Origin of the sequence: Pantoea sp. Fr+CA_20 (assembly GCF_024520835.1) — a bacterium.
Taxonomy (GTDB): Bacteria; Pseudomonadota; Gammaproteobacteria; order Enterobacterales; family Enterobacteriaceae; genus Pantoea; species Pantoea allii.
Map to the genome: position 1 here is coordinate 1 of NZ_JALNPN010000010.1, position 14,067 is coordinate 14,067.

General features: G+C 53.8%; 11 protein-coding genes. All 11 read right to left on the bottom strand.

What is annotated here, in order from left to right:
* Positions 1-112: 112 nt before the first annotated feature.
* Positions 113-2,818 carry a preprotein translocase subunit SecA gene (gene secA / locus NR177_RS13340; protein WP_063878411.1) on the bottom strand — a complete coding sequence of 902 codons (2,706 nt, stop codon included), beginning with the start codon at positions 2,816-2,818 and terminating at the stop codon, positions 113-115.
* Between the two features lie 70 nt (positions 2,819-2,888).
* A complete protein-coding gene (secM, locus tag NR177_RS13345) occupies positions 2,889-3,395 on the bottom strand; it encodes a secA translation cis-regulator SecM (RefSeq protein WP_241567497.1) in 507 nt (168 codons plus the stop codon).
* 288 nt (positions 3,396-3,683) lie between these two features.
* Complete coding sequence (gene lpxC, locus NR177_RS13350) at positions 3,684-4,601, bottom strand: UDP-3-O-acyl-N-acetylglucosamine deacetylase (RefSeq protein ID WP_063878409.1); 918 nt, start codon at positions 4,599-4,601, stop codon at positions 3,684-3,686.
* A gap of 101 nt (positions 4,602-4,702) precedes the next feature.
* Positions 4,703-5,857 (bottom strand): cell division protein FtsZ, encoded by a 1,155-nt coding sequence (gene ftsZ / locus NR177_RS13355; protein ID WP_013024618.1) that lies wholly within the window; start codon positions 5,855-5,857, stop codon positions 4,703-4,705.
* Positions 5,858-5,928: 71 nt separating this feature from the next.
* Positions 5,929-7,185, bottom strand: coding sequence for a cell division protein FtsA (gene ftsA / locus NR177_RS13360; RefSeq protein WP_063878408.1), 1,257 nt, complete (start codon positions 7,183-7,185; stop codon positions 5,929-5,931).
* Positions 7,182-8,021, bottom strand: a complete 840-nt coding sequence (gene ftsQ / locus NR177_RS13365; protein ID WP_063878407.1) for a cell division protein FtsQ — start codon at positions 8,019-8,021, stop codon at positions 7,182-7,184. The genes ftsA and ftsQ overlap by 4 nt, the downstream gene beginning before the upstream one ends.
* Before the next feature lies 1 nt (position 8,022).
* Positions 8,023-8,940, bottom strand: coding sequence for a D-alanine--D-alanine ligase (locus NR177_RS13370; protein WP_145393616.1), 918 nt, complete (start codon positions 8,938-8,940; stop codon positions 8,023-8,025).
* Entirely contained in the window at positions 8,933-10,408 is a 1,476-nt protein-coding gene (gene murC, locus NR177_RS13375) for a UDP-N-acetylmuramate--L-alanine ligase (protein WP_256853047.1), read from the bottom strand. Before murC ends, NR177_RS13370 begins: the two co-directional genes overlap by 8 nt.
* A gap of 74 nt (positions 10,409-10,482) precedes the next feature.
* Positions 10,483-11,538, bottom strand: a complete 1,056-nt coding sequence (gene murG, locus NR177_RS13380; RefSeq protein ID WP_109716540.1) for an undecaprenyldiphospho-muramoylpentapeptide beta-N-acetylglucosaminyltransferase — start codon at positions 11,536-11,538, stop codon at positions 10,483-10,485.
* Positions 11,535-12,749: a cell division protein FtsW gene (ftsW, locus tag NR177_RS13385; RefSeq protein WP_063878403.1), complete on the bottom strand. Its 1,215-nt coding sequence runs from the start codon at positions 12,747-12,749 to the stop codon at positions 11,535-11,537. The genes murG and ftsW overlap by 4 nt, the downstream gene beginning before the upstream one ends.
* Entirely contained in the window at positions 12,749-14,065 is a 1,317-nt protein-coding gene (gene murD / locus NR177_RS13390; protein WP_256853048.1) for a UDP-N-acetylmuramoyl-L-alanine--D-glutamate ligase, read from the bottom strand. The genes ftsW and murD overlap by 1 nt, the downstream gene beginning before the upstream one ends.
* Positions 14,066-14,067: the final 2 nt, after the last annotated feature.

The window sequence follows — 14,067 nt, forward strand, 5'->3', positions numbered from 1 at the left end:
AACAGCCAGCGTCCTCATCTGTCATTAAAATACAAAACGCCTGATGAGGTACATCAGGCGTTTTAAAAGATAAAAAAGTGTCAACCTATGCCAGGACTAGTCAACAACGTGATCAGGCCAGACGACCGTGACACTGTTTGTATTTTTTACCTGAACCGCACGGGCAAGGATCGTTACGGCCCACTTTACGTTCGCCGCCCTGCTGCGCAACGGACTCCGCCGCCAGGATTTCTTCGCTGGCATGGCTCAACTGCTGTTGTTGTGCCAGGCGCTCGGCCTCTTCACGACGTTGTTGCTCCATCGCTTCGACTTCTTCCGGCATACGAACCTGTACTTTGCTCAGGGTACTGATCACTTCGTACTTAAGCGTTTCCAGCATCGCGGCAAACATAGCGAACGATTCACGCTTATATTCCTGCTTAGGATCTTTTTGCGCATATCCACGTAAGTGGATGCCCTGACGCAGATAATCCATTGCGGCCAGGTGCTCTTTCCACAACGAGTCCAGCGTTTGCAGCATGACGCCTTTCTCAAAGTTGCGCATCATTTCCGCGCCGACGATCTCTTCTTTTTCCGCATAACTTTCGGCGGCGTGCGTCATGATACGTTCACGCAACGTCTCTTCATGCAGATCCGGTTCTTTGTCCAGCCATTCGCTAATCGGCAGATCCAGATCGAAATCGTTACGCAGGCGCTCTTCAAGGCCCGGCACATCCCACATTTCTTCCAGCGACTGAGGCGGAATATAGCTGTCGATAATGGATTTATAGACGTCTTCGCGAATACTGTTGATGGTTTCTGACACATCAGACACATCAAGGAGTTCATTACGCTGGCTATAGATAGCACGACGCTGATCGTTGGCCACGTCATCATATTCCAGCAGTTGCTTACGAATATCGAAGTTACGGCTTTCCACCTTACGCTGCGCGTTGGCAATGGCTTTGGTCACCCACGGATGCTCAATGGCCTCGCCAGGTTTCATTCCCAGTTTGCGCATCATGTTGGAAACACGATCCGAGGCAAAGATACGCATCAGCGCATCTTCCATGGACAGGTAGAAGCGTGAAGAACCGGCGTCACCCTGACGACCCGCACGACCACGTAGCTGGTTATCAATACGACGTGATTCGTGACGTTCAGTACCCACGATATGCAGACCGCCCGAAGCCAGCACCGCATCATGGCGAATCTGCCAGGCGGCTTTAATCTCTTCGATTTGCGCATCTGATGGGTTTTCAAGCTCGGCAACTTCTGCGTGCCAGCTACCGCCCAGCATGATATCCGTACCACGGCCCGCCATGTTAGTGGCGATAGTGACAGCACCCGGTTGACCGGCCTGCGCCACGATATCCGCTTCGCGGGCATGGAACTTCGCATTCAGAACATTGTGTTTAATGCCGGCGCGCGTCAGTTCGTTTGATACCACTTCTGATTTCTCAATCGAAATCGTACCGACCAACACAGGTTGTCCGTTGGCGGTACGCTCGCGGATGTCTTCAATGATGGCATCGATCTTCTCTTTCTCGGTCATATAAACCAGATCGGCAAGATCTTTACGCACCATAGGACGGTTGGTCGGCACAACAATGGTATCGAGTTTGTAGATGGAGCTGAACTCAAACGCTTCGGTATCAGCTGTACCGGTCATCCCCGCCAGCTTGTCATAAAGGCGGAAGTAGTTCTGGAAGGTGATAGAAGCCAGGGTCTGGTTTTCGTTCTGAATCTCAACGCCTTCTTTGGCTTCAATCGCCTGATGCAGACCGTCAGACCAGCGACGACCCTGCATCGTACGACCTGTATGTTCGTCGACAATGACGACTTCATCATCTTTTACAATGTAGTCGACATCGCGCGTGAACAGCGCATGGGCGCGAAGTGCCGCAGTAACGTGGTGCATCAGCATAATATTGGTCGGTGAATAAAGTGATTCGCCTTCCACCATAATGCCCTGACTTACCAGCAGTTCTTCTACTTTTACCAGACCGCGCTCGCTCATGTGCGCCTGACGCGCCTTCTCATCGACCCAATAGTCGCCTTCGCCCTGGAAGTTGTCTGAATCTTCCTTTTCCTGGCGAATCAAATGAGGAATGATTTTATTCACTTTGGTGTAAAGTTCTGAGCTGTCTTCGGCCGGACCAGAAATGATCAGCGGCGTACGCGCTTCATCAATCAGGATGGAGTCAACTTCATCCACCAGTGCATAGTGCAGCTTACGCTGTACGCGCTCTTCTGGACTGAACGCCATGTTGTCACGCAGATAGTCAAAGCCGTACTCGTTGTTGGTACCGTAGGTGATGTCTGCTGCATAGGCTTCGCGTTTGGCGACAGAAGGCAGGCCAGACATGTTGATCCCGACGCTCAGGCCAAGAAACTCAAACAACGGACGGTTATTTTCCGCATCACGCTGGGCCAGATAGTCGTTGACGGTGACGACGTGTACGCCCTGGCCGGTTAAGGCATTCAAATAGGCCGGCAGGGTTGCCGTCAGGGTTTTACCTTCACCGGTACGCATCTCTGCGATACAGCGGTTATTCAGCACCATGCCGCCAATCAGCTGCACGTCAAAGTGACGCATGCCAAACACACGTTTACTGGCTTCACGTACGGTTGCAAAGGCTTCGGGGATAAGGCTTTCCAGTGATTCACCTTTTTTCAGGCGCTCACGGAAGAGTACCGTTTTGGCTTTCAGCTCGTCATCGGAGAGCACCTCGAACTCGGGCTCCATCTTGTTGATGATATCAACGTTTTTACGCATGCGGCGCAAAGTACGATCGTTGCTGCTACCAAAAACCTTGGTCAACATTTTGATTAACATAATAAATATATTCTCAATTCAGCCGGAGAGTCCGGACTGCGAAATCTAAATGGGATTAAAAACAAAGAGATTAGCAGAACAATAAAGCGGGTCCGGCACGGATACCGTGCACTTTGCCATGTCCGTCAGAACGCGTCTGTGTCGGAGCGGCAGGAAGGGGTTGCGAGGAGACACGAACCGGGATGCTGGGTTGTGCCGCCTGGGAGGTTAATAATGCATGAAGTGAATCAATCAACGCTAGCTTTTGTGCGGCCAGCGGATGCACCTGCTCTTCCGCCTGCGCCTGCGGCGTTAACGTGAAAGAGAGATGGCGGATAACCGTGCGGATGGCGTGCTGGTGCCAGTAGTCAACCGAGAAACTGGGACGTCGCGAGGCTTCCTGAAGACGAATCAAATGGTCAAAACGAACGGCATTGCCGATAAACAGGCTACTGGCGGAAGATTCTGATGCGGTATTGAGTTCAGCCGTTTGCGCACACGCTGGCAAGCCAAGACTGGCCGCCACCATTCCGAGAAGGAAATGAGGCCAGAAATAGCGTCTACCTAATTGTCGCCAGCGTAGAAGGATTCCGATCACAATTGTTCCATTGCGCATAACATTTTAATTATTCACCGCGGTTTTCAGCAGCATGCAGCCTGTAAAAGCGCCAGAGATAGTAACACTAATGTGGCGCGGCGACACCTGGGATTAGCGCAACAACGGGAGAAATCGCGCGCGATTGTGCAGCAATTCAGCAATTGTTTGCTTTGACGTGGGAATGCTATCGCAACAAGCGGAGATTAACAGCGAGGCAATAAAAAACGGCTGGTGCCACTGACCGGAGAGAGTGTCAGCACAGCCAGCCGTTTTACGTTCTGAACGGATTTAAGCCAGAACCAAATTTGGTGCTTTGAACGCCAGTGGCAATTCAGCTTCGTCTTCGAAGGTTGCCCATTCCCAGGCTTCCTGCTTAGCCAAAACGGCCTGCAGCAGTTTGTTGTTCAGCGCATGGCCTGATTTGAACGCGGTGAACGCGCCAATAATATTGTGGCCACACATAAACAGATCGCCGATAGCATCCAGCATTTTGTGACGCACGAACTCGTCTTCAAAACGCAGGCCTTCTTCATTAAGCACGCGGAAATCATCAAGGCCAATCGCACAATCTAAACTACCGCCCAGGCACAGGCCTTTAGACTGCAGATATTCGATTTCACGCATGAAGCCAAAAGTACGTGCACGGCTAATCTGACGAACAAACGCTTCGGCAGAGAATTTCATCTGGTAGCGCTGAGAGCTGGAATCGATAGCCGGGTGTTTGAAATCGATAGTGAAATCAAGCGAGAAACCGTTATAAGGTTTGATCTCTGCCCATTTGTCACCGTCTTCAACACGCACAGTCTGCTTAACACGCACAAATTTCTTGGCGCTGCTGAGCTGCTCGATACCTGCATCCATCAGCAGATAGATGAAAGGCGCTGCACTGCCGTCCATAATCGGGATTTCTGGCGCATCGACTTCGACAATGATGTTATCGATGCCAAGACCTGCCAGTGCGGCATTTAAGTGTTCAACTGTCGAAATACGCACGCCTTCATCGTTCACCAGGCAGGTGCTCAGCATGGTGTCGCGCACGTATTTTGCATCAGCCGGAAAATCAACCGGTGGATTCAAGTCAGTGCGACGATAGATGACCCCGGTATTAGCCGGCGCAGGGCGCAGGGTCAGACTGACTTTCTTGCCGGTATGTAAACCGACACCTGTCGCCTGAACAATACGTTTTAATGTCCTTTGTTTGATCATCGTTATTATCTCGCAATATCGCTTTCCGACCGCCAGTATACGTTACCAGCGGGCGAACACTTTAGCACAAAGAGCGGGAAATCCCAATTATAGGGTTATTCCTAGTCGGCCTGCTTACGCAAAAATGCCGGAATATCAAGGTAATCTGGCTCTTTGTTAGACTGTGCACTCTGATCGTTCACCACTTTAGCGGCAGGTTTTTGCTCCTGCGGCAGCGGAGACATACCGTGCTGCTGGTAACGATGATCCATCACAGGCTGACTGGCTGGTTTGTTAGTGACCAGGGTGATCTCTGGACGCTTATCCATGCCAATACCGGTTGCCACCACAGTGACGCGCAGTTCGTCATTCATTTCTGGGTCCAGCGAGGTACCAATCACGACGGTTGCGTTGTCTGAGGCGAAGGCGCGAATAGTGTTACCCACGGTTTCAAACTCATCCAGACGCAGGTCAAAGCCCGCAGTAATGTTGACCAGCACGCCGCGCGCACCAGAGAGATCGATATCTTCCAGCAGTGGGCTGGAGATCGCCATCTCAGCGGCTTCTTCTGCACGGTCTTCACCACAGGCCACGCCAGAACCCATCATTGCGTAACCCATTTCTGACATTACGGTACGCACGTCAGCGAAGTCCACGTTCATCAGGCCAGGACGAGTAATCAGCTCGGCGATACCCTGTACGGCGCCTTTCAGTACGTCGTTAGCCGCGCCAAAAGCATCGAGCAGGGAAATACCACGTCCAAGGACTTTTAACAGCTTGTCGTTAGGAATGGTAATCAGTGAATCCACGTGCTTGGACAGCTCAGCGATACCCTGCTCAGCAAACGCCATGCGCTTCTTGCCTTCAAAGTTAAAAGGCTTGGTCACGACCGCGACGGTCAAAATACCTAAATCTTTGGCCACTTCAGCCACAACAGGCGCTGCGCCGGTACCGGTACCGCCACCCATACCTGCTGCGATGAACACCATGTCTGCCCCTTCCAGCGCAGAACGCAGTGCTTCGCGATCTTCTTCTGCAGAGTTACGGCCTACTTCCGGGTTAGCACCCGCGCCCAGCCCCTTGGTAATGTTATTACCAATCTGGATGGTCTGGCCGACCGCTGTCTTACGCAACGCCTGAGCGTCGGTATTCACAGCGAAGAATTCCACACCTTCGATACGCTCGCGTACCATGTGCTCTACGGCGTTGCCACCGCCACCGCCGACGCCGATGACTTTAATCACCGCGTCATTGGTTAATTCCATAGGTTCAAACATGATTTCTCTCCGTTATGTGCCTGTCGCCTGGAGATCACTAAAGAAAACAGCATGATCCCCTTTTACAAAAATTAAAACTCTTTTTTTAACCAACTATTAATACGTTTAAACCAGTTACCCACGGAAACGCGCTTTTCAGCCTCTGCGTCACCGTTCAGGTGTGACTCTTTACCGTAGTGCAACAGCCCCACCGCAGTGGAATAGTAAGACTCCTGCGCGTAGTCCGTCAGACCCGTGATGTTTAGCGGCTGTCCAATGCGCACCTGCGTATGAAATACGCGCTGCGCACAGGCGGCCAATCCTTCAATCTGCGCCGCGCCGCCGGTTAACACAATCCCTGCTGCAAGATGGTGTTTAACGCCCTGCTGGCGAAGCTGCTCTTGTAACTGCAAAATCTCGTCATTGACCAGATTTAAAAGCTCTGTGTAACGTGGCTCGATCACCTCGGCCAGCGTCTGACGTTGCAGGCTACGTGGCGGCCGTCCGCCCACGCTTGGCACTTCAACGTTTTCGTCTTTTCCGACGATCGACCCGAGTGCACAGCCGTGTCGCACTTTGATGGCTTCCGCATCGGTGGGCGGCGTACCAAATGCGTAGGCGATATCACTGGTGACCACATTGCCAGCATAAGGAATAACCTTAGTATGACGTAATGCGCCGCCCGTGTAGACGGCGATATCCATTGTGCCGCCACCAATATCCACCACACAAACGCCCAGTTCGCGTTCGTCTTCGGTCAGGACCGCAAAGCTGGATGCCAGACCGGCAAAAATCAGTTGGTCAACTTTGAGGCCACAACGTTCAACGGCTTTGACAATATTTTTTGCCATGTCGTTGTGACAGGTGATCAAATGCACCTTTGCCTGCATGCGCACACCTGACAGACCAACCGGATTTTTAATGCCTTCCTGATAGTCGATGGCATATTCCTGAGGAATAACGTGCAGAATGCGATGCTCGTCACGAACGCGCACTGACTTGGCCGTATGCACCACATTCTCTACATCATCCTGAGTCACTTCCTCTTCGGAAATCGGAACCATCCCGATTTCGTTCTGACAACTGATATGTTTGCCCGATAATGCAAGGTAAACGGAGGAGATCTGGCAATCCGCCATCAACTCAGCCTGATCGATGGCGCGCTGTACGCATTTCACCACCGACTCAAGATCGTTTACGCCACCTTTATCCATACCGCGGGACGGGCAACTGCCGACCCCAATAATATTGACCATACCATCAGGCAGAATTTCCCCAACCAGGGCGGCGACCTTCGCAGTGCCGATTTCGAGTCCAACTACCAGTTTTCTGTCCGTTGCCTTGATCATTGTTGTTTAGCCTGTGCCTGGTTTTGTTGCTGATTACTGTCCTGTGGCTCCATCACTATCGGTGTCCAGCCAACAGAAGCGCCAGAGTCATAGCGTAAATCAACCGAGTTGATGCGCTTGTGTTCATTCTGACCTTGCTGCAGCAGCACCGGATAGAGCTCAATAAAACGATTCAGACGCTTCATGGTATCGGTACGACCCAGCTCAATACGTACATCATCGCTGGTCACTAACTGCCATGAACGCCGCGCCGTCATCGACGCCACCTTCAGGGTAAACTTCCTAGCTTTCAGCACGTCATCCATACTGTGATAACCCGCCAGCACCTCTTTTTCACTGCCTTCTGGACCGTATAACATCGGCAGCGTTTCTTTACCCATATGGTTAGCCGGTACGCTGAATGACACGCCGTCGCTGTCAACCATGTGAGAGTCGTTCCAGCGCGCCACCGGCGTATATTCCACCAGATGGATTTTCAGTTCATCCGGCCACTGCTTACGCACGCTGACCTGCTTTATCCATGGCAATCTTTCTATCTGCTGCTGGATGATGTTCACATCCTGCGACATAAAGGTGCCAGGTGAACCTAACGACAAAATCGCCTGGCGAATATCGTCGTGAGTGGTGTAATGCAGTTGTCCCGTCACTACCAGCTTTGACAGCGGTAACCGAGAGGCATCGTTCATCCACTTCAGCACCACTAAGCCACCCGCAATCATTACGCCCATCACCATCAGCAGAAACACGATGCCGAAGAGCCGGGCACCGTTACTGCGACCGTTGCGTGCCCGCTCCTGCGCCTCACGGTTACGTACGTTCATCGCCGCCTGTGACATATCAGTCGGCCAGTTCCAGAATGCGTACAACCAACTGAGAAAACGTCAGGCCAGCCTGCTTTGCTGCCATCGGCACCAAGCTGTGGCTGGTCATACCGGGTGACGTGTTCGCTTCCAACAGTTGGAAGTGTCCTTCACCATCGGTCATGACATCAACGCGTCCCCAGCCACTGCATCCCAGTGCACGCCAGGCAGACCAAACCAGCTGTTGTAATTCTGCCTCACGCTCTGCACTCAGTCCGGCTGGACAGAAGTACTGAGTATCGTCAGAAATGTATTTAGCTTCATAGTCATAGAACTCGCTGGCGGTCTTTATTTTTATGGCTGGCAGAATCTGCTCGCCCAGAATGCCAACGGTATATTCCTCACCGCTCAGAAACGCCTCAACCAGCACGTTATCGTCGTGGCGAAATGCTTCTTCCAGTGCTGCGGTCAGATCGCTCTGCTGATTCACGCGGCTGATCCCAACACTGGACCCTTCGCTGCTCGGTTTAACGAACAGCGGTAAACCTAATGCGCTAATCGCTGTCTTGGTGGCCGTATCCAGACCGGCCTGCATCTGTTCACGCGTGATCCAGACAAATTTACCCGCCGGCAGTCCCCTGCCCTGCCACAGCAGCTTGGTGCGCAGTTTGTCCATGGTCACGGCCGATGCCATCACGCCGCTGCCGGTATAGGGCAACTGCAGGAACTCCAGCACCGCCTGAAGCGTGCCGTCTTCACCGCCACGACCGTGCAGGGCGATAAACACCTTTTCAAAACCTTGTGCAGTTAAATCCAGCACTGAAACGTCGCGGGTATCAATACCCTGTGCGTCAATACCTGCTTCGCGTAAGCCGGCCAGCACGGCACCGCCGGACATCAGGGACACGTCGCGCTCGGCTGACGTGCCGCCCATTAAAACGGCAACTTTAGGCATGACGGCCCTCCACTTTGCGCTCTGGCTGCAATTTGCAGTCGGCCAGTTTACGCGCCACTTTACCTACGTTCCCTGCACCCTGAACCAGAATCAGATCGTTACCTGACAGCAAAGGTGCCAGCATTTCAACGAGCGAATCATGCTCCGGCACCAGAATAGGATCGACCTTGCCACGGTTACGAATGGCACGGCACAGTGCACGGCTGTCCGCGCCAGGAATGGGCGTTTCACCTGCCGCGTACACATCCAGCATCAGCAAAACGTCAACCTGAGACAGCACGTTGGCAAAATCATCAAACAGGTCACGGGTTCGCGTGTAACGGTGCGGCTGAAACACCATCGCCAGTTTTTTATCAGGCCAACCCGCGCGCGCCGCTTTGATGGTAGCGTCCACTTCCGTGGGATGATGACCATAATCATCCACCAGCATGGCGGTGCCAGGCTGACCGTTGACCGGTTCGGTAGGAAACTCGCCCAACTGATCGAAACGACGGCCGGTTCCCTGAAAGCTTTCCAGCGCCGCCAGAATGGCGCTGTCTTCAATTCCTTCTTCGCTGGCAACGGCTACGGCCGCTGCTGCGTTTAATGCATTGTGCCGACCCGGCGCGTTCAGGGTGATCTGTAACGGCGCCTTGTCCTGACGAATCAGGCTAAAGTGCACCTGTGCACCACGCTGTTCAAAGTCTTCGATGCGGAAGTCAGCATCGTCACTGAAGCCATAGGTCGTAATCTGGCGGCCTACGCGAGGAAGCAGGTCACGAATCACGGCATCATCGACGCACATGACTGCGCGGCCGTAGAACGGCAAATTGTGCAGGAAATTAATGAACGTCTGCTTCAGGTTTTCAAAATCTCCCTGATAGGTGTCCATATGATCCGCTTCGATATTGGTGACGACAGCGACCATTGGCTGCAGATGGAGGAATGACGCATCGCTCTCATCCGCTTCGGCGATCAGATAGCGGCTGCTGCCTAAACGCGCATGCGTGCCTGCCGCTTTAACCAGCCCCCCGTTAACGAAAGTCGGGTCCAGGCCACCTTCTGCGTAAATGCTCGACACCATGGCTGTTGTCGTGGTTTTGCCGTGCGTGCCGGCAATCGCAATACCGTGACGAAAGCGCATCAGTTCTGCCAGCATCTCCGCGCGACGAATCACCGGGATACGTTGCTCGCGTGCCGCCACCAGTTCAGGATTGTCCTGCGCAACGGCGCTGGACACCACGACTACGCTGGCATCCGTTACGTTTTCCGGGCGATGGTTAAAGTAAATCGTTGCGCCCAGTTTGATCAGATTTTGTGTTACCGGATTCGGCGCCAGATCAGAACCGCTGATATGGTAGCCTTCATTTGCTAACACTTCGGCAATACCGCCCATGCCAGCACCGCCGATGCCGACAAAGTGAATGTGCCGGACGCGACGCATCTCGGGCACGATTGAACGCAGTTTCGCCAGTTGTTGTGTATTCATTACGCTTTATTACCTACCTACTCATTCAGTTTGTGCTCAGTTTGAGCACGGGTCAGCCAGGCTGACCTGATGCGTTAATGTGCGGCGTGAGCCACTGCCTGCGCGACCCGTTCAGTCGCATCGGGTACCGCCACCTCATGGGCTTTTTCAGCCATCGCGAGTAATGTCGGGCGATCCCAGTGACGCAACGTTTCCGCTACCGCCTCCGCTGTAAACTGCGGCTGCTCAAAAATTTTGGCTGCACCTGCGCCCTCAAGCGGCAAGGCATTCCAGTACTGCTGACGATCTTTGTGCTGAAACGGCACGAAGATGGCCGGTAATCCCGCGGCAGCAATTTCACTCACCGTCAGTGCACCTGAGCGACAAATCACTACATCAGCCCAGGCATACGCCGCCGCCATATCATCAATAAATTCGGTCACCTTGTGCTGCTGACCTGCCTGCTGATAGGCATGCTCTACGTCCTGCAATGCACCTTTACCGGTCTGATGCCAGACGGTGATCTGCTCACCCAGTTTTGCCGCAACCAGGGGCACCGTCTGGTTAAGAACGCGCGCGCCCTGACTGCCGCCCACCACCAGAATACGGATGGCACCACTGCGCCCGGCCAGGCGCTGAGTCGGTGATGGCAGGGCCAGCACGTCAGTACGCACCGGGTTTCCTACCACCTCTGCGTGGGGAAACGCACCGGGAAATGCCTGCATAACTTTGGTGGCAATTTTTGCCAGCCACTTGTTGGTGAGTCCGGCAATACCGTTTTGCTCATGCAGCACGACAGGGACACCACAACTCCAGGCAGCCAGGCCACCCGGGCCCGATACATAGCCACCCATGCCCAGCACGACGTCCGGCTTCCAGGCTTTAATAATCTTGCGAGCCTGACGCCAGGCGTTAAAAATACGCACCGGCGCTAGCAACAGGGCTTTGATGCCCTTGCCGCGTAATCCGCTGATACGGATAAAGTCGATGTCGATACCGTGCTTGGGTACCAGGTCGGCTTCCATACGATCTGCGGTGCCTAACCAGCGAACTTCCCAGCCCTGCGCTTTCAGATGATGGGCCACGGCCAGCCCCGGGAACACATGTCCGCCAGTGCCACCTGCCATGACCATCAATCGTTTACCACTCATCGACCACCTCGGGTAAACGCCTGCGCTTTAGCCAGACGCGTTTCATAATCAATACGTAACAAAAATACGATGGCCGTAGACATAATGATGAGACTCGAACCACCGTAACTAATTAACGGTAACGTCAGCCCTTTGGTCGGTAACATACCCGCCGCGGCGCCCACGTTGACCAGTGCCTGAAAGCTAAACCATACGCCGATTGAACAGGCTAAGAAGCCCGAAAAACGTTGGTCAAGTTCAAGCGCGCGTCGACCGATCGACATTGCGCGAAAAGCGACGAAGAATACCATTAACAGCGCTAAAACCACACCGATGTAACCCAGTTCTTCTCCGATAATGGAGAAAATAAAGTCGGTATGCGCTTCGGGCAGATATTCCAGTTTCTGAACCGAATTCCCCAGCCCCTGGCCCCAGAATTCACCGCGGCCAAACGCCATCAGCGATTGTGTAAGCTGGTAGCCGCTGCCGAAAGGATCTTCCCATGGGTCCCAGAATGACGTGACGCGGCGCATACGGTATGGCTCGGCGATAATCAACAGCACCACGGCAAAAATGCCGGAGCCGATGATGGCCAGAAACTGCCACAGCTTGGCCCCCGCCAGAAACAGCATCGCCAGCGTGGTAACAAACAGCACCACCACCGTCCCAAGGTCCGGTTGAGCCAGCAGCAGTACAGCCAGCACGACCATCACGCCCATCGGCTTACAGAAGCCCCAGAAGTTATTTCGCACCTCTTCGACTTTACGCACCAGGTAACTGGCGAGATAGCAGAAGAGCGTGAGTTTAGATAATTCGGCTGGCTGGATACGTAGCGGGCCTAACGCAATCCAGCGTGAAGCACCATTGACCGAGCTACCCACGACTAAAACAATCAACAGCATGGCGACAGACACCATCAGCATCACGTTGCTGTAACGCTGCCAGAAATCCATCGGGACACGCAGGGTAACCAGCGCCATACCGAATGCCAGGGCGATATAAAACGCATCACGCTTGGCAAAATAGAACGGATCGTCATTCAGACGCTGACCTACCGGCATCGACGCAGAGGTCACCATCACAAAGCCGATGGCGGCTAATCCCAGCGTTAACCAGAGCAACGTACGGTCATAGAGCACCAGCGAGGTATCATCGCTTTCGCGCGACCCCATTACCCAGTTACTCAACCGACTGGACAGGTAACTCGCAATGCCCGAACCAGGAATACGCATCAGCTTAGCTCCCTGGCCAGTTGCGCGAAGACGTCACCGCGCTGCTCAAAACTGCGAAACTGATCGAGGCTGGCACAGGCTGGCGAAAGCAGTACCATATCGCCCGGCTGGACCTGCCTGGCAATCTGTTCCATAGCCTGCTGCAGCGTTTCAGTGCGTACTGCGACGTCGGGCCGCAGCGCGGCCAGCGCATCACCATCGCGACCAAAGCAGAACAACCGGATACGATCGCCCTGAACATAAGACGCCAACGGCGAGAAGTCTGCTGATTTGCCATCCCCACCAAGCAGCAGCCAGAGCGTGCCGTTAACCTGCAAGCCTTTTAATGCGGCTTCTGTACTGCCGACGTTGGTCGCTTTTGAATCATTAATCCAGCGTACGCCGCGACTCTCATGAACCAGTTGAAAACGGTGTGGCAGGCCGGAATAGGCTGCAAGCGCAGACAGGCTGGTGGATCGTGGTAACCCCACCGCATCTGCCAACGCTAATGCCGCCAGCGCATTGGTGTAATTATGTTGCCCCACCAGCGTCATTTCATCGGTGTTCAGCACCTTCTCGCCTTTGGCGCGGAGCCAGATACTGCCCTGCTGCTTATTGAGATGGTAATCCCCGATATCGATGCCAAAACTCACACAGCGCGCGTCAGCGCCGCGCACCGGCATCGTCATGCCATCATCAGCGTTCACCACACAAACCTGGGCGTTCTCGTAAATACGCAGTTTGGCTGCCCGATACTGCTGCATACCTAACGGATAGCGATCCATATGATCTTCCGTCACGTTAAGAATGGTGGCGGCTGCGGCTTTCAGGCTGTGCGTGGTTTCCAACTGAAAGCTGGAGAGCTCCAGCACATACAGCTGCGCAGGCGCTTTCAGCAGGCTGAGCGCGGGCAAACCAATATTGCCACCCACGCCTACCTGCCAGCCTGCCGCCTTCGCCATTTCGCCGACCAGGGTGGTGACCGTACTTTTTCCGTTCGAGCCGGTAATCGCCACAATCGGTGCCTGTGCTTCACGACAAAACAGCTCAATGTCACCGACGATTTCGATGCCCGCGTCCGCAGCTTCACACAACGCCGGATGCGCCAGCGCAATACCGGGGCTGGCAATGATAAGGTCTGCCGCTAACAGCCAGTCACTGTTGATACCGCCCACGTAGCGCTCTACCTGCTCAGGCAACTTATCCAGCCCTGGCGGTGACATACGGGTATCCATCACGCGTGGCGTTACGCCCTGCGCTACAAAGAAATCAACACAGGACAGCCCGGTCAGGCCTAATCCGATGATGACGACTTTTCTCCCGCGATAGTCAGCCATGA

What these genes read in the sequence shown, in the direction of transcription:
- secA (WP_063878411.1), bottom strand. Translation starts at nt 2,818, where the DNA reads ATGTTAATCAAAATGTTGACCAAGGTTTTTGGTAGCAGCAACGATCGT.
- lpxC (WP_063878409.1), bottom strand. Translation starts at nt 4,601, where the DNA reads ATGATCAAACAAAGGACATTAAAACGTATTGTTCAGGCGACAGGTGTC.
- ftsZ (WP_013024618.1), bottom strand. Translation starts at nt 5,857, where the DNA reads ATGTTTGAACCTATGGAATTAACCAATGACGCGGTGATTAAAGTCATC.
- ftsA (WP_063878408.1), bottom strand. Translation starts at nt 7,185, where the DNA reads ATGATCAAGGCAACGGACAGAAAACTGGTAGTTGGACTCGAAATCGGC.
- ftsQ (WP_063878407.1), bottom strand. Translation starts at nt 8,021, where the DNA reads ATGTCACAGGCGGCGATGAACGTACGTAACCGTGAGGCGCAGGAGCGG.
- NR177_RS13370 (WP_145393616.1), bottom strand. Translation starts at nt 8,940, where the DNA reads ATGCCTAAAGTTGCCGTTTTAATGGGCGGCACGTCAGCCGAGCGCGAC.
- murC (WP_256853047.1), bottom strand. Translation starts at nt 10,408, where the DNA reads ATGAATACACAACAACTGGCGAAACTGCGTTCAATCGTGCCCGAGATG.
- murG (WP_109716540.1), bottom strand. Translation starts at nt 11,538, where the DNA reads ATGAGTGGTAAACGATTGATGGTCATGGCAGGTGGCACTGGCGGACAT.
- ftsW (WP_063878403.1), bottom strand. Translation starts at nt 12,749, where the DNA reads ATGCGTATTCCTGGTTCGGGCATTGCGAGTTACCTGTCCAGTCGGTTG.
- murD (WP_256853048.1), bottom strand. Translation starts at nt 14,065, where the DNA reads ATGGCTGACTATCGCGGGAGAAAAGTCGTCATCATCGGATTAGGCCTG.